This is a genomic window from Arthrobacter sp. N1, from assembly GCF_048288285.1.
Lineage (GTDB): Bacteria > Actinomycetota > Actinomycetes > Actinomycetales > Micrococcaceae > Arthrobacter_D.
Window position 1 is genome coordinate 1770637 of record NZ_CP102608.1, and the last position, 23380, is coordinate 1794016.

General features: G+C 69.3%; 22 protein-coding genes and 1 riboswitch. Of the genes, 18 read left to right on the forward strand and 4 right to left on the reverse strand.

The window, feature by feature from the left end; genetic code table 11:
* Nucleotides 1-16: 16 nt before the first annotated feature.
* Nucleotides 17-1531, reverse strand: a complete 1515-nt coding sequence (locus tag NVV32_RS07990) for a GntP family permease (RefSeq protein WP_422391964.1) — start codon at nucleotides 1529-1531, stop codon at nucleotides 17-19.
* A 144-nt stretch (nucleotides 1532-1675) separates the two neighbouring features.
* Between NVV32_RS07990 and NVV32_RS07995 the strand changes: the two genes are divergently transcribed.
* The 11 genes from NVV32_RS07995 to NVV32_RS08045 all read left to right on the forward strand — a co-directional run bounded on the left by NVV32_RS07995 (nucleotide 1676) and on the right by NVV32_RS08045 (nucleotide 14970).
* Nucleotides 1676-3154: a four-carbon acid sugar kinase family protein gene (locus NVV32_RS07995; RefSeq protein WP_422391965.1), complete on the forward strand. Its 1479-nt coding sequence runs from the start codon at nucleotides 1676-1678 to the stop codon at nucleotides 3152-3154.
* 40 nt (nucleotides 3155-3194) lie between these two features.
* Entirely contained in the window at nucleotides 3195-4085 is an 891-nt protein-coding gene (locus NVV32_RS08000) for an NAD(P)-dependent oxidoreductase (protein WP_422392023.1), read from the forward strand.
* Nucleotides 4063-4785 carry a FadR/GntR family transcriptional regulator gene (locus tag NVV32_RS08005; RefSeq protein WP_422391966.1) on the forward strand — a complete coding sequence of 241 codons (723 nt, stop codon included), beginning with the start codon at nucleotides 4063-4065 and terminating at the stop codon, nucleotides 4783-4785. The genes NVV32_RS08000 and NVV32_RS08005 overlap by 23 nt, the downstream gene beginning before the upstream one ends.
* Nucleotides 4782-5546, forward strand: a complete 765-nt coding sequence (locus NVV32_RS08010; protein ID WP_422391967.1) for an SDR family NAD(P)-dependent oxidoreductase — start codon at nucleotides 4782-4784, stop codon at nucleotides 5544-5546. Before NVV32_RS08005 ends, NVV32_RS08010 begins: the two co-directional genes overlap by 4 nt.
* A gap of 226 nt (nucleotides 5547-5772) precedes the next feature.
* A riboswitch (SAM riboswitch) is annotated at nucleotides 5773-5899 on the forward strand.
* Nucleotides 5900-6058: 159 nt separating this feature from the next.
* Complete coding sequence (locus NVV32_RS08015; protein ID WP_422391968.1) at nucleotides 6059-7741, forward strand: ABC transporter substrate-binding protein; 1683 nt, start codon at nucleotides 6059-6061, stop codon at nucleotides 7739-7741.
* Nucleotides 7742-8674 (forward strand): ABC transporter permease, encoded by a 933-nt coding sequence (locus NVV32_RS08020; RefSeq protein ID WP_055771132.1) that lies wholly within the window; start codon nucleotides 7742-7744, stop codon nucleotides 8672-8674.
* Nucleotides 8671-9588 (forward strand): ABC transporter permease, encoded by a 918-nt coding sequence (locus NVV32_RS08025; protein WP_422391969.1) that lies wholly within the window; start codon nucleotides 8671-8673, stop codon nucleotides 9586-9588. The genes NVV32_RS08020 and NVV32_RS08025 overlap by 4 nt, the downstream gene beginning before the upstream one ends.
* A gap of 97 nt (nucleotides 9589-9685) precedes the next feature.
* Entirely contained in the window at nucleotides 9686-11332 is a 1647-nt protein-coding gene (locus NVV32_RS08030) for a dipeptide ABC transporter ATP-binding protein (protein ID WP_422391970.1), read from the forward strand.
* Entirely contained in the window at nucleotides 11329-12918 is a 1590-nt protein-coding gene (locus NVV32_RS08035) for an LLM class flavin-dependent oxidoreductase (RefSeq protein ID WP_422391971.1), read from the forward strand. Before NVV32_RS08030 ends, NVV32_RS08035 begins: the two co-directional genes overlap by 4 nt.
* Nucleotides 12915-14363, forward strand: a complete 1449-nt coding sequence (locus NVV32_RS08040) for an acyl-CoA dehydrogenase family protein (RefSeq protein ID WP_422391972.1) — start codon at nucleotides 12915-12917, stop codon at nucleotides 14361-14363. Before NVV32_RS08035 ends, NVV32_RS08040 begins: the two co-directional genes overlap by 4 nt.
* A gap of 37 nt (nucleotides 14364-14400) precedes the next feature.
* Nucleotides 14401-14970 (forward strand): MOSC domain-containing protein, encoded by a 570-nt coding sequence (locus NVV32_RS08045; protein ID WP_422391973.1) that lies wholly within the window; start codon nucleotides 14401-14403, stop codon nucleotides 14968-14970.
* Between the two features lie 240 nt (nucleotides 14971-15210).
* Here NVV32_RS08045 and NVV32_RS08050 read toward each other — a convergent pair whose 3' ends face one another.
* Nucleotides 15211-15765 (reverse strand): isochorismatase family protein, encoded by a 555-nt coding sequence (locus tag NVV32_RS08050; protein ID WP_055771144.1) that lies wholly within the window; start codon nucleotides 15763-15765, stop codon nucleotides 15211-15213.
* Nucleotides 15766-15941: 176 nt separating this feature from the next.
* Here NVV32_RS08050 and NVV32_RS08055 point away from each other — a divergent pair, with 176 nt between their 5' ends.
* Nucleotides 15942-16379 carry a VOC family protein gene (locus tag NVV32_RS08055; RefSeq protein WP_422391974.1) on the forward strand — a complete coding sequence of 146 codons (438 nt, stop codon included), beginning with the start codon at nucleotides 15942-15944 and terminating at the stop codon, nucleotides 16377-16379.
* Nucleotides 16380-16505: 126 nt separating this feature from the next.
* Here NVV32_RS08055 and NVV32_RS08060 read toward each other — a convergent pair whose 3' ends face one another.
* Nucleotides 16506-16970: a VOC family protein gene (locus NVV32_RS08060; RefSeq protein WP_055771151.1), complete on the reverse strand. Its 465-nt coding sequence runs from the start codon at nucleotides 16968-16970 to the stop codon at nucleotides 16506-16508.
* Nucleotides 16971-17073: 103 nt separating this feature from the next.
* On the opposite strand from NVV32_RS08060, the gene NVV32_RS08065 reads away from it, so the two are divergent.
* Together NVV32_RS08065 and NVV32_RS08070 are read left to right on the forward strand one after the other, a co-directional pair.
* Nucleotides 17074-17505, forward strand: coding sequence for a DUF3054 domain-containing protein (locus NVV32_RS08065; protein WP_422391975.1), 432 nt, complete (start codon nucleotides 17074-17076; stop codon nucleotides 17503-17505).
* A 31-nt stretch (nucleotides 17506-17536) separates the two neighbouring features.
* Nucleotides 17537-17818 (forward strand): Lrp/AsnC family transcriptional regulator, encoded by a 282-nt coding sequence (locus NVV32_RS08070; RefSeq protein ID WP_055771154.1) that lies wholly within the window; start codon nucleotides 17537-17539, stop codon nucleotides 17816-17818.
* Between the two features lie 50 nt (nucleotides 17819-17868).
* On the opposite strand, the gene trpD is transcribed toward NVV32_RS08070, so the two are convergent.
* Nucleotides 17869-18930 carry an anthranilate phosphoribosyltransferase gene (gene trpD / locus NVV32_RS08075; protein WP_422391976.1) on the reverse strand — a complete coding sequence of 354 codons (1062 nt, stop codon included), beginning with the start codon at nucleotides 18928-18930 and terminating at the stop codon, nucleotides 17869-17871.
* Between the two features lie 148 nt (nucleotides 18931-19078).
* Between trpD and NVV32_RS08080 the strand changes: the two genes are divergently transcribed.
* The 4 genes from NVV32_RS08080 (at nucleotide 19079) to NVV32_RS08095 (ending at nucleotide 23377) form a co-directional block, all read left to right on the forward strand.
* The gene (locus NVV32_RS08080; protein ID WP_082471506.1) at nucleotides 19079-19717 is read left to right on the forward strand and encodes a cytochrome c oxidase subunit 3; all 639 of its coding nucleotides are present in this window, start codon (nucleotides 19079-19081) and stop codon (nucleotides 19715-19717) included.
* Between the two features lie 86 nt (nucleotides 19718-19803).
* Nucleotides 19804-20595, forward strand: coding sequence for a c-type cytochrome (locus NVV32_RS08085; RefSeq protein WP_191931786.1), 792 nt, complete (start codon nucleotides 19804-19806; stop codon nucleotides 20593-20595).
* Between the two features lie 72 nt (nucleotides 20596-20667).
* Nucleotides 20668-21690 (forward strand): ubiquinol-cytochrome c reductase iron-sulfur subunit, encoded by a 1023-nt coding sequence (locus tag NVV32_RS08090; RefSeq protein ID WP_055771161.1) that lies wholly within the window; start codon nucleotides 20668-20670, stop codon nucleotides 21688-21690.
* A 1-nt stretch (nucleotide 21691) separates the two neighbouring features.
* Nucleotides 21692-23377, forward strand: a complete 1686-nt coding sequence (locus tag NVV32_RS08095) for a cytochrome b (RefSeq protein ID WP_422391977.1) — start codon at nucleotides 21692-21694, stop codon at nucleotides 23375-23377.
* Nucleotides 23378-23380: the final 3 nt, after the last annotated feature.

Below are 23380 nucleotides of genomic sequence, written 5' to 3' on the forward strand. Positions count from 1 at the left end.
CGGCGGGCCTCGCGGATCAGCCCAGAACCGCGTTGGCGATGAACAGGAGCGGAATGGAACCGGCCCACACCGCCGTCGTGATGCCCGACCATCCCTTGAGGGCCGCGACGCCGTCGAGCCCGGCGAAGCGGGTCACGACCCAGAAGTAGGAGTCGTTGAAGTAGCTGAACACCATCGATCCGGCGGTGCAGGCCATCGCCGCCACGATCGGGTCGATGCCGAGTGAACCGACCAGCGGCGCGGTCACCGATGCTGCGGTGATCATCGCGACCGTCCCGGAGCCCTGGGCAAGGCGCACCAGTGTGGCGATGAGGAACGGTACGAGGAACGCCGGCAGGGCGGTGCCGGCGATGGCCTCCGCCAGGGCGTCCCCAACACCTGAGCTCCGCAGCACCTGACCGAGCGCCCCACCGGCACCGGTGATGAGGAGGATCAGGCCGGCGGACGCCGCAGCCTCGGCGAACCAGCCCTGCACCTTCGACCTCGGGGTCCAGCGCGGCAGCAGGATGTAGACGGCCAGGATGACACCGATCACGAGAGCCACGACGGGGTTGCCGACGAAAGCCAGCGGAACGGCCCATGACGACGGCACGTACTCCCCCGTACCGACGACGCCCTGGTTGTTCTGGTCGATCGCGCCGCTGACGGTGTTGAGGATGATCAGGAGCAACGGGACCAGCAGCGGCAGCGATGCGACGAAGGCACCGACCCGGTGCGGTGCGGCGCCCTCCGGAGGGGTGCCGAGGGTGGTGTTGTCGACGTCCATCGACGGGGCATCCCCATCGGCGCCTGTTCCGGCTCGGCCCCCACCACGATCCGCAACAGCGGTCCCTCCTCGGTGCCCTGACTGCGCCTGCGCCGTGCCGTAGACGACCTCGCGCACGCTCTCGTTCATGGACGGCTCGATCTTCGGACCGATCCACTTGGCGTAGACGATGACGATCGGCAGCAGCAGGATGGTGAACACGAGACCCGCGAGGATCAGCGCACCGAGATCCGCACCGAGGATTCCGGCGACCGCCAGCGGGCCAGGGGTCGGTGGTACCAGGTGATGGGTCAGCGTCATGCCGCACCCGAGGGCCAGCGCAAGGGTGATGTAGCCGGCGCGCTTGACCCGGGCGATCGAACGGGCCAGCGGATTCATGATCACGTAGCCGGAGTCGCAGAACACCGGGATGGACACCAGTGCGCCCACACTCCCGAGCGCCCAGGGCTCTCGTCCCTTGCCGAAGAGTTTGAGGAACGCCATCGCCAGCGAATTGGCAGCACCCGATACCTCGAGGATCTTGCCGATGCCGACGCCCAGGCCGATCACGATGCCGATCGACGCCAGGGTGTTGCCGAAGCCCGTCGTGATCGACGTGACGATGTCCAGCGGTGCCTGCCCGGCGACGATACCGGTCACGAGCGCGGCGATCAGAAGGGCGACGAAGGCATCGAGCCGGGTCCTCAGCACCAGCACGATGATGGTGGCGATGCCCAGGACGAGCGCCAGAAGAAGTTGAATATCCACGTACTGCTCCTCGATCACTGAGGGGGCCTCGTTGCCAACCCAGGGGTAGCACGGACCTGGCCGGTACTTTGACGGGGAATGTGCTGCCTGTCACACTAGCACTGGACATATGACATCTGACAAGGGTCCTGGGGCGATGACCAGGAGTGAAGGTGCGGATCAGTGATACTCGAGGAAGAGTTGCTCGGCCCCTATCCGGCGGTCCGGCCCGTGGACCCGGCGACGATCGCCGCCGCGGTCCAGGAATCCGGGCGGATCCTCGTAATCCTCGACGACGACCCGACCGGCACCCAATCGGTCGCCGATCTGCCCGTCCTCACCTCCTGGGAGCCGGTCGACTTCGCGTGGGCCTTCGCCCAGCGGATCGATGGAATGCCTGCACCGGCGGTCTATGTCCTGACCAACACGCGCAGCCTCGACCGGCAGGCCGCTGCATCGCGCAACCGGGAGATCGTTGCGAACTCGCTCCGGGCCGCTCGAGACGCCGGCGTCACCGTCGGGTTCGTCAGCAGAGGGGATTCAACCCTCCGGGGCCACTTCCCGCTGGAGACCGACGTCATCGGCGGGACCCTTCGCTCGCTCGCAGGCATCAGGACCGACGGCGTCGTCATCGTCCCGGCCTTTCCCGACGCCGGCCGGATCACCATCGGCGGCACCCACTACCTCCGGGGAGACGAGGGTACGGTCGTCCCGGTCGGGCACACCGAGTTCGCCAGGGACGCCACGTTCGGGTTCACGTCCTCGGACCTGGGTGACTACGTGGCGGAGAAGAATGGTGGAACGGCCGGCGCCGTCGTCCGGCTCGACCTCTCGATCATCCGCTCGGGAGCCCAGGCCATAGCCGACGCACTGGACCGCGTGACCGACGCCGTGCCGATCGTGGTGGACGCCGTCACCGAGGACGACCTCCGAGCCCTCGCCCTGGGGCTCGAGGAATCGGAAGGCCGCGGCAAGAAGCTGCTCTACCGGGTGGGTCCGCCCTTCGTCCGTGCCCGGATCGGCCAGAGCGAACGCGCGCCGCTCACGGCCGAGGACGTCTTCGCCGACCTGGACGCTCCCACCTCGGGCGGACTGATCGTGGTGGGCTCCCACGTGGGACTGACCACCCGGCAGCTGGACGCCCTGGTGGCCCGTCGACCCGAGGCAGGGCTGGTCGAACTCGACGTCGAGGCCGTCCTCGACCCCGATCGTCGGCAGACCGCGGTGGCCGACGCCGTGCAGGCCGTCGTCGACGGGCTCCCCCTGGGCGAGGTGATCCTGCACACGAGCCGCCGCGTGATCCGGACGGACGATCCGGAGCAGAGCCTCGAGGTGGCCCGCACCATCTCCCGCTCCGTGGTCGACGTCGTCCGCTCCACCCTTGGCGCAACCTCGGTCCGCTTCGTCGTCGCCAAGGGTGGCATCACCTCCTCCGACGTCGCCGCTCACGGCCTCTCCATCCGGCATGCGATGGTGCGCGGACCCATGCTCCCGGGCATCGTCTCCCTCTGGCAACCGGCCGACGGCCCCGCCCGCTCCGTCCCGTTCGTGGTCTTCGCCGGCAACGTGGGAACGGATGACTCCCTCGCCGACGTCGTGGACATCCTCCACTCTCCAGCGACGGACCGCACAGCATCGGCGGGTGACACCCGTGACGCCTGAGGCCGGCCCCCCGCAGGTCGCCGTCCTGGGCCTCGGCGCCATGGGCCTGCCGATGGCAACCCGGCTGGCCGGTGCCTTCAGGATCATCGGCTACGACCCGCTGCCGGCTTCCCGGGAGAAGGCCGAGCAGACCGGCGTCAGGTGTGCGGCGTCGGCCGCCGACGCGGTGGCCGACGCCGGGATCGTGCTCCTCGCGGTCCGCGATGCAGCCCAGGTGGAGAGCGTCCTCTTCGGCGAGCACGGCATCGCCGCCGAACTTGCGCCGGGTGCCGTCGTCGTGATGACCAGCACCGTGGGCCTGGGCGCCGTCGCCGCTTGGACCGCGCGTCTCGCCGAGCAGGGCGTGGCCCTGGTAGACGCACCCCTGTCCGGTGGCCCCGTGCGAGCCGGCGACGGCGATCTGCTGATCGTCGTGGGCGCCGAACCACGCGCCCTCGACACCGCACGCCCCGTCCTGGAACGGCTCGCCTCGACCCTGACCGTGGTCGGGACGAAGGCAGGGGACGGTCAGGCCTTGAAGACCGTCAACCAACTCCTCTGTGGCGTGCACATCGCGGCGGCGGCCGAGGCACTCGCCCTCGCGGATGCTCTGGGGCTCGACCGGCGGCAGACGCTTGCCGCGCTGGAGGCGGGGGCAGCATCGTCGTTCATGCTGTCCAACCGTGGACCGCGCATGGTGGAGGGGTACGACGACGACGACGTCCAGGTGCTGAGCCGCTTGGACATCTTCGTCAAGGACCTGGGCATCGTCGGGAATGCTGCCCGGGCGGCGGGACTCGCCGCCCCTGTGGCCGCCGCGGCCGAACAGCTGTTCCTCCTCGGCCAGGTGCAGGGTCTGGGCACTGCCGACGACTCAGCCGTCATCAAGGTGCTGGCTCCCCGACGACGCACGACCGAGGAGGACACGGATGGCGCGCAAATCCCTCGCTGAGTCGGTGTTCGACGACCTGCTCGAACGGGTCATCGACGGCACCTACGCACCCGGCTCGGCCCTCCCACCCGAGAAAGACCTCGCAGCGTCGAGCGATGTGAGCCGTCTGACGGTGCGGGAAGCGCTCAAGCGACTCCAGGCGCAGAACATCGTCCAGATCAGGCGGGGCCTCGGAACGTATGTGAATCCGGCGGCCCAGTGGACGGATCTGCAGGCCATCCTCAGATACGCGTCCACCACGGCCGACTCCCCCGACGTGGCGCTGCGCCTGCTGGAGATCCGCAGGATGGTGGAGACCGGTGCAGCGGAGCTGGCGGCACTCCATTCCACGGACGAGGACCTCGAACGTATGGAGGAGGCGAACCTCGCCTTGCGGGCCGCTCACCACGCCGGCGACCTCGATGCCGTGACCGCGTCGGACCTCGCCTTCCACGACGCGATCTTCCGGGCCTCGGCGAACCCGTTCCTCCCGGTGATCCTCGGACCGCTCAGTCAGCTGCTCTACGCGATGCGACGCGCGACCTCGTCCTTCCCCCAGGTACAGGAACACGCCATCGAACATCACCAGGTGGTCCTCGCGGCGATCCGTACCCGCAACCCGGAGGTCGCGCGCAAGGCGATGCAGGCGCACATCAACCAGACCTACGACGACTACGAGCACTTCATCCACCAGCAGCAACGACACCAGGAGACCACGTGACCTTCCCGACAGAACGCACCGCAGTCCTGACCGGCGCGGCCTCGGCCCGCGGCATCGGCCGTGCCACGGCCGACCGGCTGGCCCGCGACGGGTGGTCCGTCGCCATCCTCGACATCGACGGTGCCGCAGCCGAGGAAGCCGCAGCAGCCATCGCGGAGCGGCACGGTGTTCGTACGGTCGGCGTCGCCGCCGACGTGTCCGACGAGGCCTCGGTCGACGCCGCGATCACCACGGTCGAGGCGACGGTGCCGCCGATCGTCGCCGTCATCAACCTGGCCGGCATCAGCTCTCCTACGGGGTTCATGCAGGAGACCAGGGCGGCCTGGGACAAGGTCTTCGCCGTCAACATGACCGGCACCTTCCTCGTCACGCAGCGCGCCCTGCGCGGGATGATCGAACGCAAGCTCGGCCGAGTGGTCAGCATCTCCTCCATCTCCGCTCAGCGCGGCGGCGGCACGTACTCGAAGGTGGCCTACAGTGCGTCGAAGGCGGGCATCATCGGCTTCACCCGTGCCCTTGCGCGCGAGATGGGGGAACATGGCATCACCGTCAACGCCGTGGCACCCGGCCCTGTCGATACGGACATCATGGGCGGAACCCTCACCGAGGATCGCAAGCAGGACATGTCCAGGGACATCCTGATGGGACGTGTGGGCACCGTCGATGACATCGCCGCGCTCATCTGCTTCCTGGTGGGACCCGACGCCGGCTACATCACCGCGGCCACCTACGACATCAATGGCGGTCTGCAGATCTCCTAGGCCTGCGCGGGATCCGCGACGCGCTGTCGGTGACGATGAGCGGCACCGCCGGGGATTCTCACGTGCGCGCCTTTCCGGAGTGCAGGGAATTACGGCGTGTCCTTCTGGACATCTCGAAGGCGCCTTCGCCGAATTCCCTGCACTTTTGATAGATGATCGGATCTTCGCGTCACATTACTTCTTTTGTTTCCCCAAGCCATCAGCACTCTGCTTATAGTTGGGACAGCTTCAAGAGACGCGGTCGGAAAGCTCCGACTGGACCGCGCACCAACCCCATGTTCCTGGGTGGTTCGGATGACGAAGCGGCCTCCACCCCGGCGCATGCGCCGGACCGGTGCGGGCAAGAGCACTCCGAAAGGGCTTCGCCGTGAGCTGTCCAGCACTCCCCTAGCATTTCTCTCCCTGTCCCGACGCCGCGCCCTGCGCTGCTGACGAGGGACTGCTTCCACCTTTCTCCGGACGCCCTTCGCTCGAATGCTTCCTTTTTCCCGAGGGAATTCACCATGCCTGAAATGTCGATCCATCCTGCCCGGAATTCATCCGGTGCATTCACCTCCGCCCTACCCTTCCGCACGCCGCTGTCACGGACGGCCCTCGGCGCCGTCACCCTGATCGTCGTCCTCGCCGGATGCGCCGGACCCACGGGATCCACTGCGCCGGCAGGCACCGAGCCGGTGTCCGGTGGCATCCTCGACGTCTCCATCTCCGCAGAGCCCGGCTGCCTCGACGGGCACGGTATCTCGGCCACGCAGCAGCAGTTCCTCGGGCGTCTCATCTACGACAACGTCGTGACCCTGGACGAGGACGGGGAGATCGCGCCGTACCTCGCCGAGTCCTGGGAGATCTCCGAGGACGGCAGGACGTACACCTTCCGCCTGCGCGAAGGTGTCACGTTCAGCGACGGGTCACCCTGGAACGCGGAGGTCTTCGGACAGAACCTGGAGCACATGCGGGACCCGGCCACCAAGTCGCCCCTGGCCGCCGCCTACATCGCCCCGTACGTGGACGGGACGGTCGTGGACGAGTACACCTTCGAAGCACACCTCGCCTACCCCTACACGCCGTTCCTCTACACACTCGCGCAGTCCTGGCTCGGCATGAACTCGGGCAAGGCCATCACCGAGTCCCCGGAGACCCTCTGCCAGAATCCCATCGGCACCGGCCCGTTCACCGTGGAGGACTACCGGCCCGGGCAGAGCATCAGCTACGCGAAGCGGGAGGACTACGACTGGGCGCCCGCGTGGCTCGAGGGTGAGGGCGCGGCCCACCTCGACGGCGTCGAGGTCACCCTCGTCGCGGAACCGGTGATCCGGCACCAGTCCCTGGTCTCGGGACAGTACGACCTCACCGAGAACCTGGCACCCCAGAACGCGGCGGCGGTGCAGGCGGACCCGAACTTCGTGTACGAGAACCTGCCGAGGACGGGCAGTCCCTACGTGCTCGGCTTCAACCTGGCGCGCGCTCCGTTCGACGATCTCGCCGTCCGCCAGGCCTTCGCCGCTGCCGTCGACACCGAAGCGGTGACCGAGAGCCTCGGGTTCGGCACCTACACACCGATCGACAGTTTCCTCTCGAAGGAGAGCAAGTACTACGATCCGACCGTCGAGGGCGTGCTGACCTACGATCCGGCACGAGCGGACGCGCTCCTCGACGAGGCCGGCTGGACGGGGCGGGACGCAGATGGCTTCCGCACCAGGGACGGCGCGCGGCTCACCGTCGAGGTGCCGACCGTCGAGAGCTCGACGCCCAGTCCCCTGCTCGTGCAGCTGCAGGGTGAGGCGCGGAAGGTGGGGTTCGATCTCCGGATCATCCAGGTACCCCAGGCCCAGCTCACGGAACTCCGCTACGCCGGCGATTACGACGCCCTGGCCGGCGTGTGGCACACCAACACCACCGATGTCCTCTTCATCCGGTACCACTCCTCGGAGATCACGGGTGAACGGATCGGCCAGAACTCCTCCTCGGTGGATGACCCCGCCCTGGACGCGCTGCTGGCCACCGCGCGGGAGTCCGATGACGGGCCGGAAGCGGCGGAGGCCTACGCGAAGGCCCAGCACCGCCTGCTGGAGATCGTTCCCGGGGTGCCGCTCTACGAGAATCCGAGCCAGTTCGCCTACTCGAGGACGGTGCAGGGCGTCGCCGTGGACACCTCGCATCCCGTGCCCGTCCTCACCTACGCCTGGAAGGCGGAGTAGGTGGCCGTCCTCCGCCGCGTCGTCACCCGCCTGCTGATCGGGGTCGGCGTCCTGTGGGGCGCGGCCTCCCTCACCTTCCTCGCGATCCATCTGGTACCGGGGGACATCGCCCTGCTGATCCTCGGTGGGCCGGACGCCCGACCTACCCCGGAGGCCCTCGCCCAGGTCCGCGCCGACTATCTGCTCGACCAGCCGTTCGTCGTACAGTACGGCAGCTACCTGGGCAACCTGCTGCAGGGTGACCTCGGACAGTCCTATCGGCTGCGCATCCCCGTGTCCGAGGCCATCGGACAGCAGATCGGGGCGACGGCGGCCCTGTCCGCCGCCGCCGTCGCCCTCGCGCTGCCCCTCACGTTCGCGGTGGCGATCCTCTCGGCGCAGCGCGCCCCGTGGATCCGCGGGATCGTCTCCGGGATCGAGGTGGTCCTCGCTGCAACCCCCACGTTCATCATCGGGTTCGCCCTCCTGATCGTCTTCTCCTTCACGCTCCACTGGTTCCCCATCGGCGGCAACCAGGGGCCGGCCGCGCTCGTCCTGCCTGCCCTCACCCTGGCCCTGGCCGTCTTCGGCACACTGTCGCAGGTCCTCCGCAACGAACTCGAGGACGTCCTGGAGCAGCCCTTCATCCTCACGGCACGGTCCCGGGGCCTGCGGGATCTCGCCGTCCGCTTCCGCCACGCCCTGCGGCACGCCATCATCCCCGTGCTGACGATGTCCGGCTTCGTGGTCGCGGCACTGCTCGGCGGTTCCGTGGTCGTGGAGACGCTGTTCAGCCGGCAAGGGCTCGGTTCCCTCACCCTGGCGTCCGTGTACAACAAGGACCTCCCCGTCATCATCGGGATCGTGCTCCTCGCTGCCGCGGTCTACGTCGTGGTGAACCTCGTGATCGACCTTCTGTACACCCTCATCGACCCGAAAGTGGTGACCGCATGAGCATCACCGACCGCACGCTCGCGCCGGTCGCGGTGCAGGCCGCCCCGACCGGTACGCTCCCCACGCCCGCGGAGCCGAGGCCGCACGTACGAGCGGCACGACGACGGCCCGGTCTCCGCCCGGGGCTCGTCCTGGCCTCCGCGTTCCTCCTGTGGCTCGCCGCGGCGGTCCTCGTTCCCGGACTGCTCGCTCCCGGCGATCCCTACGCCGTCGAGCCGGCGAGGAGTTTCGAGGCACCCGGCCCGCAGGCGTGGTTCGGCACGGACGACTCCGGCGCCGACGCCTACACGCGGATCATCCACGGCACAGCGACATCGCTCTCGATCGGTCTCGGCGCGACCGCGATCGGGGTGGTCGGCGGCACCGCGATCGGCCTGCTGGCCGGCCTGAACGGGCGGCTCGTCGAGGCATCGGTCATGCGGGTGCTCGACGTGACCCTCGCCATCCCGGAGATCCTCCTGGCGCTCGTGGTGATCGGCATCATCGGCGGCGGGACGGGGAACGCCATCCTGGCGATCGGCGCCGGCAGCATCGCCTACTACGCGAGGATCACCCGTGCGCAGACCCACCTGGTCCGCCGCTCCGGGTACGTCGAGGCGGCGCGTACCCTGGGGCTGCCCGGCTGGCGCATCCTGCTCGCGCACATCCTGCCGAAAGTCCTCAAGCCGGTCCTGGTGCTGGCGACGATCGGCGTCGGGTCCGCCATCGGAGCAGGTGCCTCCCTCAGCTTCCTCGGGCTCGGCACCCCTCCCCCCGCGCCCGAATGGGGTGCCATGCTCTCGGCCGGGCGCAACTTCATCTCCAACGCGCCGTGGCTGATCACGCTCCCCGCGGCCTTCCTCGTCGCCACCGTCCTGTCCATCACCGTCGTCGGGCGCGAGCTGCGCCGGCGGTCCGAAGGAAGACTCCCATGACCTCGCTCCCCGTGTCCCCCGTGTCCCCCGTGTCCCCCTCGTCGAGCTCCACAACCTGACCGTCGCCTTCGGGCACGGCGCCCGGCGCCGCGAGGTGGTGCGCGGCGTCAGCCTGTCCGTCCGGCCCGGTGAGTGCCTGGCCCTCGTGGGTGAATCGGGATCCGGGAAATCGGTCACCGCCCGCACCCTCGTGGGCCTGACCGGTCCGTCCGCAGTGGTCCGGTCCGACGTCCAGCGGTTCGGCGGGGTGAATGCCGGGCAGTGGTCCGAACGGCAGTGGTCCCGCGTCCGCGGGCGCCGCGCCGGGTTCGTCCTGCAGGACGCACTGTCCTCCCTCGATCCGCTCCGGACCATCGGCGCCGAGGTCGGTGAGGTCCTGCGGCTCCACTCCGAGCTGGACCGGCCAGGACGACGGCGTCGCGTCGCGGAGCTCCTGGCCTCCGTGGGCGTGCCGGATCCCGAGCTGCGCGCGGACCAGTACCCGCACGAGCTGTCCGGTGGTCTGCGGCAGCGGGCGCTCATCGCCTCCGCCGTCGCAGCGGACCCGGCCCTCCTCATCGCGGACGAACCGACGACGGCGCTGGACGCGACGATCGCGGCGCAGGTCCTCCGGCTCCTCGGCGGCCTCAAGGGATCACGGACCGGCATGCTCGTGGTGAGCCATGACCTCGCCGTCGTCGCCGACCTCGCCGATCGCGTGGCGGTCATGCGGGACGGGGAGATCGTCGAGGAGGGTTCGGCCGAGGCCGTCCTGCGGGATCCCCGCCACCCCTACACGCAGGGACTGCTGGCGGCCGTACCGTCCCGCGCGTCCCGGGGTCGCCGCCTCACCGCGCCTTCGTCCGCCGCCGCCGCGGGGACACCGGACCGGCCACCGTCGGACGCGCCCGCCCCGGCGGTGCGTGACCTCCGCGGGTCCGCCCGCCGGTCCCCGGCCGGCGACGCCCCGATCCTGACGGTCGCCGGGCTCCGGAAGGACTATCCCGGACCGTCCCGCACCACGCGCACCGCGCGCACCGCGGTGCAGGACGTCTCCTTCACCCTCGAAAGGGGGACGACCCTCGGGATCGTCGGCGAGTCCGGTTCGGGAAAGAGTACCGTCGCCCGGATCGTCCTCGGGGTCGAGCAGCCCGACGCGGGCTCCGTGCTGGTCCACGGACGCACCTGGGACGAGCACCGCGCGGCTCGCGACACCGCTGCTCGGCGCTCCGTGCAGATGATCTACCAGGATCCCCTGCAGTCCTTCGACCCGCGCAGGACCGTGCGGCAGGTCATCGGTCAGGCCGTCGCCGCGGCAGGGGTTCCGCGCAGGGCCCGGGCCGCCCGCGTCCTCGACCTCCTCGAGCTCGTGGACCTGCCGGCGGACCGCGCACGGTCCCGTCCGCTCGACCTCTCGGGCGGCCAGCGCCAGCGCGTCGCGATCGCCCGCGCGCTCGCCGCCGAGCCGGAGGTGATCATCTGCGACGAGCCGGTGTCCGCCCTCGACGTCACCGTGCAGGCGCGCATCCTCGACCTCCTGGCGGATCTCCAGGAACGGTTCGGTCTCAGCTACCTCTTCATCTCGCACGACCTCGGCGTGATCCAGCACGTGAGCCGCGACGTCCTGGTCCTCCGCGATGGCGTGGTGCTGGAGCACGGCCCGGTCGACCACATCTTCGAGTACCCGCGCCACGCGTACACGCAGCACCTCATCCATGCCATCCCCGCGCTTCCCGCCCTCCGGAAGGACACCGTCCGCTCATGACACGCCAGATCTCCTTCAATCTCTTCGAGATGAACTGCGTGGGACACATCTCCCACGGTCTCTGGGTCCACCCTGACAACAACCGCCACCGCTTCAACGACCTCGACTTCTGGGTGGAGACGGCGAAGCTGCTCGAGGCCGGTCTCTTCGACAGCGTCTTCCTCGCCGACGTCATCGGCACCTACGACGGCTATCGGGCCGGGCCGGAGACGGCACTTCGGGAAGCAGTGCAGATCCCGAGCAACGATCCGCTCCTGATCATCCCCGCCATGGCGGCGGTGACCGAGCACCTCGGGTTCGCTGCGACGTTCTCGACGACCTACGAGCCGCCGTTCGCCTTCGCCAGGAGGGCGTCGACCCTCGATCACCTGACCAAGGGCCGTTTCGGCTGGAACATCGTGACCTCCTACCTGCCGAACGCCGCCCGCAACTTCGGCCTGCCCGACGAGGTGGAACACGATCAGCGGTACGCGATCGCCGACGAGTACCTGGATGTCCTCTACAAGCTGTGGGAGGGGTCGTGGGACGACGATGCGGTGATCGAGGACCGCGAGCGCCGCGTGTACACCGATCCGTCGAAGGTGCGGTACATCGACCACCGCGGCCCCCACTTCTCGGTCGCGGGTCCCCACCTCAGTGCTCCGTCGCTGCAGCGCACGCCGGTGCTCTTCCAGGCCGGCAGTTCGACGGCCGGCAAGGCCTTCGCGGCGAGGCATGCGGAAGGGGTCTTCGTCGGAGGGCGTGACGCCGCCGCGTACCGCGACAACGTCGCGGACGTCCGCCGGCTCGCCGTCACGAACGGCAGGGCAGCGCACCACATCAAGGCCTTCGCCGGTGCCGTGGTGATCGTCGGGCGGACCCACAAGGAGGCCCAGCGCAAGGCCGAGGAGTTCCGCCGGCTGTCCAGCGCGGAGGGCTACCTCGCCCATGCCGGCGGTGGCGGGATCGATCTCGCCGCGTACCGTGCCCACGAGGTGATCGACGACATCCTCGCGCGCGAGGACCGCCCCGGTCGTGACCGGCTGCCCAGCAACCGACGGCATCCGGCGGGCACGACCGTCGGCGAAGCCCTCGAGCGCATCACGAGGTTCGACCGCGGCCCCTTCGTGGCCATCGGCACGCCGGTCGAGGTCGCGGACGAGATCGAGCGATGGGTGGAGGCCACGGATCTCGACGGCTTCAACCTCCGGCAGTTCCTCACGCCCGGGACCGCCGAGGACTTCGTCGAGTTCGTCGTTCCGGAGCTGCAGAAACGGGGGCTCTACCGGCGCTCCTACGAGGAGTCCACGCTGCGCGAGCGCCTCTTCGGGCCCGGCAACAGGCGCCTGTTCCCAGAACATCCGGGAGCCCGCTACCGCAACGGTGCGCACCTCGGCGACGACGCGCGCCCCCTCGCCCGGGAGGAGGCGTCCGACGACGGGCACCTTGCCCTCCTGTCGGTTGCCGGCTCGTCGGTCGCCGCCTCGTCCCCCGCTGACCGGAGCGCTGCTGCGCCAGCCGGCGCCGGAGCGCCCGCAGGGGCCGACGCGTCCGGCGCCACGCCGTCGTCCGCCGCTACGCCGGCTTTCGCCGGAGGCAGGCGATGAGCGTGGCCGCGGATCGGGAACCGTCGACCGCCCGGGCCGAAGGGACACCTGTCCGGGCCGAAGCGACCACCGCCGGGCCGGCCGGGCGGACCTCCGGAACGCCCCACGCCGACAGGGCGGTCGGTGCGGTCGGTGCGGTCGGTGCGGTCGGTGCGGTCGGCCGCGGGCCCGGCACGGCGGATCCATCATCGACCGCCGCCCTCCTGGACCGGTTCCGTCCGCTGTTCGCCGGCATCGCCGAGGGCGCCGTGGACCGCGAGCAGCAGCGCCGGCTGCCCTTCAGGGAGGTGGCGGCCCTCAAGGAGGCCGGCTTCGGGGCCCTGCGGGTGCCGGTCGAGTACGGAGGCTCCGGTGCCGCGCTCCGGCAGCTGTTCTCGCTGCTCACCGAGCTGGCAACCGCCGACTCCAACCTCACGCAGCTGTGGCGCGGCCACTTCGCGTATGTCGAGGGGCTCCTGCTGCAGCCGCCGTCGGCACATCGCGACCGCTGGCTCTTCGACATCGCGGCAGGAGCGATGATCGGGAACGCGTCGAGCGAGCTGACGGGAACCTCGCTGCGCGACATCCGGACCGCCCTCACCGAGACGGACGGGCGGGACGGCGCCCTCACCCTCACCGGGTCGAAGTACTACAGCACCGGGAGCCTCTACGCGGACTGGATCGCGGGCAGCGCCGTGCGCGACGGCGAGTGTGTGGGCTACGCGGTCCGCGCCACCGCCGCCGGCGTGGAGCGCGTCGACGACTGGGACGGCTTCGGGCAGCGGCTGACCGGCAGCGGGACCACCCATTTCACCGACGTCAGGGTGGACCCGGCGCATGTCCGCACCTACTCCCCGGACGCCCCGAGCCATGTACACGGCTTCTTCCAGCTCGTCCTCGTCGCAGCGCTCGCGGGTGTCGCCCGCGCGGCGGCCCGTGACGCTGCGGACTTCGTGCTCCCGCGCACGCGCTCCTACATCACGGCGACGACGGCGCTCCCCCGGGAGGACCCGCAGGTGCTCCAGGTGGTCGGAGAGGTGGCGGGGCGTGCGTTCGCGGCCGAGGCCGTGGTGCTCGCGGCCGCCGACGCCCTCGACGCCGCCGTCGGACTCCTCCGGGCGGACCCGGCCGGCGTCCGGCTCGCCGGGGACGGCCCGGGTACCCGCCCGGCGACCTGCACGGCGGCGGCGGATCGTTCCGCCACAGGTCCCGACACCGCTGCACGGGCTGCAGTGGACGCCGCCGAGGTCGCGGTGAACCAGGCCCAGCTGGTCGCGGTCGAGCAGTCGCTGAGGGCGGCGACAGACCTCTTCGAGATCGGCGGAGCCTCCGCGACGGAGGCAGGCAGGGCGCTCGACCGGCACTGGCGCAACGCGCGCACCATCGCCTCCCACAATCCGGCCGTGTACAAGGCGCGCTCGGTGGGCCACTGGCTGGTGCACGGCGAGCGCGAGCCCGTCCCCTGACCCGCAGCGGGTCCGGCCGTGCGGGTAGCGTGGGTGCATGGCCGAGTACAGGTACGACGTCGAGATCCTCCACCTCCTGGTCTCGCCTGCGCACGCGTACTTCGGGCGCGCGAAGGACGGGGCTGCGGACGTCCCGACACAGGATGCCCCCGGCGTCGACGTGGTCGCGGGCAAGGGGATCGTCGGTGACCGGTTCTTCGGGAAGGCCGCCCACATGGACGCGGCGGTGACACTGATGGCCGTGGAATCACTCGACGCCATCGCTGCGGACCTCGGTGCAGAGCCCTTCGACGCCCTCCTCCCCCGCCGCAACATCATCCTGCGCGGTGCCGAGCTGACGCCGCTCATCGGCCAGGACTTCGCCCTCGAGACGCCGGCGGGAACCGTCGCGTTCCACGGCGGACGCCACGCGCACCCGTGCGCTTGGATGGACCGCGTGCTGGCGCCGGGTGCGCATAAGGCCATGCGCGGCCGGGGCGGGGTCCGCTGCCGCCCGCTGACCAGCGGGACGCTGCAGCGCGGGCGCGCCGTCCTGATCAGCCCGGTCCTGCTCGACCCCGGCAGGGCGCACGTCGCCTCGGTGCTGCGACCGGGCCGCCTGCCCTGACGGGGGTCCTTCCCCGACGCCTGTCGTCATTCCCCGGGTGAGCCGCCGGAATCGCCGTCACCGGCAAGATGGCGAGGCGTCATCGCGCGCCGGAAGGATGCGCACACTGCCCACGCCCACGCCCACGCCCTCGATCGCCGTCGCTCGCCCGCTCGCCCGGTCGGCCGACGCGTCCACGGCGTCCACGGCGTCCATCAACGGCTCACCGGCGTCCACGGCGTCCATCGACGGCTCACCGGCTCACTCCGAGAAGGCCACCTCCCGGGTCGTCGCCACTGCGGCCTTCCTGCCGGGCGCGGTCTGGTTCCGCCAGTACAGGTTGGTGTGCGCGATGACCCTGTCCGGCGTCGGCGCGCCCCACGCGCTGAGGTCCTCCGTCGTGTGGGCGTCACCCACGAGGGTCACGTCGTACCCGCGGACGAAGGCCCCGTGGATGGTCGAGCGGATGCAGGCGTCCGACTGTGCGCCCGAGACCACGAGCCGCCCCACCCCTGCCGCCGCCAGGACGTCCTCGAGGTCCGTACCCTCGAACGCATCGCCGTGCGCCTTGTGCACCAGGCGCTCGCCGTCGAGGGGACGCAGCTCGGGCACGACCTGCCACGCGTCCGAGTCGCGCTCGAGCTCCTCGTCGGAGTGCTGCACCCAGACCACCGGGACCGCCTCGGCACGCGCGCGCCGGACGAGCGCACCGATGTTCGCGACCACCGCGTCCCGGTCATGGGCGGACGCGACGACCCCGTTCTGTACGTCGACCACCAACAGTGCTGTGGAGGGACGGTGCTCGAGTGTCGTCATGGCTTCTCCTCGTCGGTACCGGATGTTCGTGCTGCGCTCCCCTCGGGGCAGCGGGATCCTTCAGCGGCTGCCACCCAGAGTACGACGACGGCGCCTCCCGGAGGGAGGAATGCGGACAGGGCAGTTCCGCAGGGTCGGGAAGCCGCCACCACCGCTCCGTCCGCGATACTCAGGTCATGGATCAACAGGTGCACTTCGTCACGCTGGCAACGCCCGACCTCGACGCGGCACGGCAGTTCTACACCGCAGGCCTCGGCTGGACACCCCTCATGGACGTCCCCGGCGAGATCATCTTCTTCCAGGTGGCCCCCGGCGTCCTCCTCGGGCTGTTCGACGCGGAGTCCTTCCGCCGCGATGTCGGCGGCAGTGCGTCGGGCGCTCCCGCGGGTGCGCACGGGATGAGCCTCTCCCACAACGTCGGCTCACGGGAGGAGGTCGCGGTGACCGTCGGACGCCTCGCCGACGCCGGCGGAACCGTCCTGAAGGACCCCCAGGACGGCGAATTCGGCGGGATCCACCATGGCCTCGTTGCCGATCCCAATGGCATCATCTGGGAGATCGCCCACAACCCCGGCTGGCGCGTCGACCAGCTCGGGAACGTCCGTCTGGCGTGAGGGCCGCGCGAGCGGCCCCGGCCCCGGCTCAGGACTCGGCGTACCTCGCGTGAGGCCGGCCGGGCCCCGGATCGGGACCTGCCCGATGCGGCTGCAGGGCGTCGGGGCCCAGGTCGGGTGACCCGTTCAGGTACCGCGGTAGGCCGTCTCCAGGGCGGCGATGTCGAGTTTCTGCATCGTCAGCATCGCGGCGACCGCGCGCTGGGCGCCGTCGGGGTCGGCTCCGCCGATGAGGGACGGGAAGACGGCAGGGATGATCTGCCAGGACAGGCCGTAGCGGTCCTTCAGCCATCCGCACCGGCTCTCCTCGCCGCCCTCGGTCAGCGCCGCCCAGTACCTGTCGACCTCCTCCTGGTCGTTGCAGGAGATCTGGAAGGAGACGGCTTCGGTGAAGGAGTACTGGGGACCGCCGTTCAGCCCGACGAAGGGTTGCCCGTCGAGCTCGAAGGACACCGTGAGGGCCGGGTCGCTCTCGGCGGGGCCCGTGCGGGAGACATCGAGGATGCGCGAGTTCCGCACCACGGAGGTGTACAGCGCGGCAGCCTCCTCGGCCTGGCCGTCGAACCAGAGGCACGGAGTGATCGATCCCATGGGGGTACCCTTCGTCTGGCCGTGCAGCCGTGCACGGCTTCGTGTGGTGCGTGGCTCGAACCTAGTCCAGGAGACCGGGGTCGACAAGCAGTAGGGTGGCCCCATGCCGAGCCGCCCCACGACCAGCCCGACACAGGATCGCTCCGGCCCGCCCCGCACCTCCCCGGTCAGCCCGGCTCTCGTCTGGACCGGAGTCGACGTCGTCCTGATCCTCGCCTTCGCGGTGTCCGGTCGCAGGACCCACGAGCACGGGGTGACCTTCCTCGGCGTGCTCGACACGGCGTGGCCCTTCCTCGCCGCCTATGCCGTGGTGAACCTGGCACTGCGCGCCCGGCGCTCGCCGTCGACGCCGTGGCCCACCGCCGTCGTGCTCTGGCTGGCGACCGTGGTGGGCGGGCTCCTCCTGCGCGCGGCGTCGGGTGAAGGGGTGGCGCTCAGTTTCCAGATCGTGACGCTGCTGGTGCTCGGGACCTTCCTGGTCCTCCCCCGCGCCGTCGTGCGCGCCCTCCGCCGCCGTCGCCTGCCGGTAGCGTAGGAGCAGATCCCTTCCCCCCGAAAGGCACTCCATGATCACCGCATTCGTCCTCATCCAGACCGATGCCTCACGCATCCCCGAGAGCGCGCAGGCCATCTCCGAGATCGAGGGCATCAGCGAGGTCTACTCCGTCACCGGCGAGTGGGACCTCATCGCGATCGCCCGCGTCAGTCGCCACGAGGACCTGGCCGACGTCATCGCGGACAGACTGTCCAAGATCGAGGGCATCCGCTCGACGACGACGCAGATCGCCTTCCGTTCCTACTCCCAGCACGACCTCGACGCCGCGTTCTCCCTCGGGTTCGACAGCTGACGGCCACGCTTCCGGGAGGACCGACCGCAGAGCCCTCGGCGGCCGTCGGGTCAGAGGGCCCGGCTGACGTCGATCCAGCGGGTTAGGGCGTTCTCGGCGGCGCCCGAATCGATGGAGGCACGGGCGCGGACCATGGCGGCCCGGAGGCGCTCGACGAGTGAGCCCTCCGCCGCCTCGTCGAGGGCGACCAGCCCTGCGGCGGCGTTGAGCACGACGGCGTCGCGCACCGGACCGGGGTGGCCTGCCAGGACGGATCGTACGACGGCGGCGTTCCCGGTCGCGTCGGACCCGCGGAGGGCGTCGACGGGTACCACATCGAGCCCGACGTCGCCGGGGTGGACCACCTGGGCCTCGACCCTGCCGTCCCGTACCTCCCACACCGTGGAGGAGCCGCTCGTCGTCATCTTGTCGCGGCCGTCATCGCCCCGGAAGACGAGGGCGCGGATGCCACGAGCCGCGAGCACCCCGGCCATCAGCGGCGCCATCCGCGCGTCCGCGCAGCCGAGCGCCTGGGCGCTGACGCCGGCAGGGTTGCTGAGCGGCCCGAGGAAGTTGAAGGTGGTGGGGATGCCGAGCTCACGTCGCGGGACCGCCACGTGTTTCATGGAGGGATGGAACACCTGCGCGAAGCAGAAGGTGATGCCCGCCCGCTCGGCGGTCAGGGCCACCTCCGCGGGCGCGAGGTCCAGGCGTACACCGAGCTCTTCGATGACGTCGGCGGCCCCCGAGGCGGAGGAGGCACCGCGATTCCCGTGCTTGACAACCCTCGCGCCGGCACCTACGGCCACGAGGGAGGACATGGTCGAGATGTTCAGGGTGTTCAGTCCGTCGCCGCCCGTGCCGACGATGTCGAGGGTGGGCCCGGCCACCTCGATCCGGTGGGCCCGGCCCAGCATCGCCTGCACCAGGCCGACGAGCTCGTCGACCGACTCCCCCTTGGCGCGCAGGGCCACGAGGAAGCCGGCGATCTGGACGTTGCTCGCCTCGCCGGACATGATCGCGTCCATCGCCCAGCGGCTCTGTCCGGTGCTCAGATCCTTCCGCCCGAGGAGGGAGGAGAAGATCGAGGGCCAGGTGGGGTACGCCGCGTCAGGGCTGGTTGTCAGGCTCACTCCCACAGATTATCTACGAATTGTAGAAAGTCATCACGGGGAACTTCCGCGTAAACACGGGCGTCGGCGCCCACTTCGGCGCGGTGGCGGCCCTGTGGGCCCCGTTTCGCGTTGGTGATCACGCCGATCTTGGGGACATAATGAGTCTGTGACATCTGCGACCCAAGCCCCCAGCGCCGCTCCGCATCCCGCCCTGAACCGCCCCAACATGGTCTCCGTCGGAACCGTGGTGTGGCTGTCCAGCGAGCTGATGTTCTTCGCCGGCCTCTTTGCCATGTACTTCACCCTCCGCTCCACCTCGAGCGAGCTCTGGGCGATGGAGACCGAGAAGCTGAACGTCCCCTTCGCCCTCGTGAACACCATCATCCTGGTGTCGAGCTCCTTCAGCTGCCAGTTCGGTGTGTTCGCCGCCGAGCGGCTCCAGCCCCGCCGCACCGGCGGGGTCTTCCAGCTGGCCCGCTGGGGCATGGTCGAGTGGTTCCTCCTCACCTTCGTGATGGGCGCGATCTTCGTGTCGGTGCAGGCCTACGAGTACGCCGAACTCGTCGCGGAGGGCGTCGCACTCTCCTCCAACGCCTTCGGCTCGGCCTTCTACATCACCACGGGCTTCCATGGCATCCATGTGATCGGCGGACTGATCGCGTTCCTGTTCATCATCGGCCGCGCCTTCATCGCACGGCAGTTCGGACACTTCGAAGCGACCTCCGCGATCGTCACGTCCTACTACTGGCACTTCGTCGACGTCGTCTGGATCGGCCTCTTCATCATCATCTACTTCCTTCAGTGATTCCCTCCGCTAGACTCTTCTACTAGAGGTAGAATTCAATGAAGAACACCAGCAGCTCTGGCACCACGACAGGTAGGAAACACTCCGTGAAGGCACTTTCCCAGAGGCGGCGTCACCCACTAGCAGCGTTCGCCCTGCTCCTGATGGCGCTCCTCGTCACCGGCGGGATCTACGCCGCAGCCAGCACCGCCAACGAGGCTCAGGCGCAGACCACCACGTTCACGGCGAACGACGTCGAAGAGGGCAGCAAGCTGTTCTCCGCCAACTGCGCCTCCTGCCATGGCATGGGCGCCACGGGCTCGGACGCCGCTCCCTCCCTCGTCGGTGTCGGCGCCGCCTCCGTGGACTTCCAGGTCGGCACGGGCCGCATGCCCATGCAGATGGACGGACCCCAGGCGCAGGCGAAGCCGGTCCAGTTCACCGACGAGCAGATCCGTCAGATGGCCGCCTACGTCGCCTCGCTCGGTGCCGGCCCGGCCATCCCGGGTGAAGAGATCCTGAACGCCTCGGAGGGTGATTCCTCCAACGGCGGCGAGCTGTTCCGCGTGAACTGTGCCATGTGCCACAACGCCGCCGCGGCCGGTGGCGCCCTGACCCGGGGGAAGTTCGCCCCGTCGATCGACGGCACCAGCGAGAAGCACATCTACGAGGCCATGGTCACCGGCCCCCAGAACATGCCGGTTTTCAGCGACGCGAACATCTCCCCGGATGACAAGCAGGACATCATCGCCTTCCTCAAGACCATCGAGGAGCAGGGCTCCCCCGGCGGAGCGGACCTCGGTTCGCTCGGACCGGTGTCCGAGGGCCTGTTCATCTGGGTCGCCGGTCTCGGCGTCATCATCGCCTTCACGGTGTGGCTCACGTCAAGGTCCTCGTGACCATCCGACTGAACACCGCCAACGAATCACAGACAGTGCGCATGCACCAGCCAAAGAAGGATGAGAGGGATCATGGCCGACTCTAGTCACGGCGCTCCCGGCACGTCGGTCACCGTAGCCGCACCGGGCGGGGAGCTCGACGAGTTCCAGAACCCGGGCCTGCCCCCGCACCGGCCGCGCCTGGCCGACCGCGACCCTAAGGCGGAGAAGCGTGCCGAGCGCCAGGTGGCGCTGCTGTTCGCGATCTCCGTCGTCGGGACCCTGCTCTTCTTCGTCGGATACTTCTTCATCCCGCTCGACCAGACCATCGAACGCCTCCGCCTGCAGAATCTCATGCTGGGCCTCGGCACAGCCTTCGCCATGCTCGGCATCGGCGTAGGAATCGTGCACTGGGCCAAGACGCTGATGCCGGACCACGAGGTCACGGAGAGTCGCCACGAGGTCCGCCCCGAGCAGGACCGCCAGGACGCCGAGAAGATCGTCAACGACATCCTCGAGGAGTCCGGCATCAAGCGCCGTCCCCTCATCCGCAACACCCTGCTCGGTGCAGCGATCCTCGCTCCCCTGCCGGCGATCGCCATCTTCCGGGACCTCGGTCCCCTGCCCGGGAATTCGCTGAAGCAGACCATGTGGGACACCGGCGTCCGTCTCACCCGCGACCCCAGCGGCACCCCCATCCGTGCCTCGGACGTGACCGTCGGATCGGCGTTCCACGTCATCCCGGAGGGTCTCAACGAGGTCGAGAACAAGCTCGAGGAGAAGGCCAAGGCAGTCGTCCTGCTCATGCGCCTCGACCCCGAGGAACTCAATCCCTCCCCAGGCCGGGAGAATTGGGGCTACGACGGAATTGTTGCGTATTCCAAGATCTGCACGCACGTCGGCTGCCCGGTAGCACTGTACGAACAGCAGACGCACCACCTGCTGTGCCCCTGCCACCAATCCACCTTCGACCTCGAGCAAGAGTGCAAGGTGATCTTCGGACCGGCAGCACGTCCGCTACCACAGCTACCCATCGAGATCGACGACGAGGGCTATCTCGTCGCATCGAGCGATTTCCAAGAACCCGTAGGACCTAGTTTCTGGGAGCGAGGCTGACATGAGCAGCTCAACCGCGACACATACCTACACGCCGAAGACGCGTGTCGGAAAGGTCACCGACTACGTCGACTCCCGGGTCGGCGGTTCGGGAATCGTCAAGGAATTCGGCCGGAAGATCTTCCCCGACCACTGGACGTTCATGTTCGGTGAGGTGGCGCTCTACACCTTCGTCATCCTGCTGATCTCCGGTACCTTCCTCACCTTCTTCTACGACCCCTCCATGGCGGAGACGCACTACGAGGGCAGCTATCTGCCGCTGCGTGGCGTCGAGATGTCCGTCGCCTATGCGTCGTCGCTGGACATCTCCTTCGACATCCGCGGCGGACTGTTCATGCGTCAGATCCACCACTGGGCTGCGCTGCTGTTCGTCGCGTCGGTCGCCGTGCACATGCTGCGCGTCTTCTTCACGGGTGCGTTCCGTCGCCCCCGCGAGTTCAACTGGGTCGTCGGCTGCGTCCTCCTCATCCTGAGCCTGGCCGCCGGCTTCACCGGTTACTCGCTCCCCGACGACCTGCTCTCCGGAAACGGCCTGCGGATCATCGACGGTGTCATGAAGGCCATCCCGGTGGTCGGAACCTACCTGAGCTTCTTCCTCTTCGGCGGCGAGTTCCCGGGCACCATGATCATCGGCCGCCTCTACGTGCTGCACATCCTGCTGATCCCCGCGGTCATCCTGCTGATGATCGGCATCCACCTGTTCATGGTGGTGCTGCACAAGCACTCCCAGTTCCCCGGCCCCGGACGGACGAACACCAACGTGGTCGGGTACCCCGTGGGTCCCGTCTACGCAGCGAAGGCCGGCGGATTCTTCTTCATCGTCTTCGGTGTCCTCGCAGCGATCGCCGCGGCGTTCACGATCAACCCGATCTGGAACTACGGTCCCTACGACCCCTCCCCCGTATCGGCCGGCACACAGCCGGACTGGTACATCGGCTGGGTCGACGGCGCCCTGCGGCTCATGCCCGGCACCCTCGGTGACAACTTCGACTTCGAGTTCATGATCCCGTTCCCCTGGGGCGTCAACGCGCTCTCGCTGAACGTGCTCATCCCGGCCCTTGTCCCGGCGATCATCGTCTTCACGGCGATGTTCCTGTGGCCCTGGATCGAGGCCTGGGTCACGAAGGACAAGCGTGAGCACCACCTGCTGAACCGGCCGCGCAACGCCCCGACCCGCACGGCCATCGGCGTCGCCGGCATCACGTTCTACTGCGTCATGTGGGCCGCTGCCAGCTCGGACCTCATCGCCACGCACTTCCTGGTGTCGCTGAACGACGTGCTGTACTGGCTGCGCTTCCTCGTGATCTTCGGCCCGATCCTCGCCTTCATGGTCTCGCGGCGCATCTCCCTCGCACTGCAGCGCAAGGACCGCGAGATCGCGCTCCACGGTCGCGAGACCGGCCGTATCGTCCGACTCCCCCACGGCGAGTTCATCGAGGTCCACGAGCAGGTCGACGACTACAAGCGGTACAAGCTGACCGCCTTCGAGTCGCCCGAGGTCATGGTCCCGACGCCGGACGAGAACGGCAAGGTCGGTCTGGTCGACAAGGTTCACGGACGGGTGTCGCGCTTCTTCTTCGAGGACCGCGTCGCACCGGTCACGCCGAAGGAGCTCGCCGCCTCGCACGGCGACCACCACGGCGAGATCGCCGGCGCGAAGGATCGGGAGTCCATCGCCAGCCACTGATCG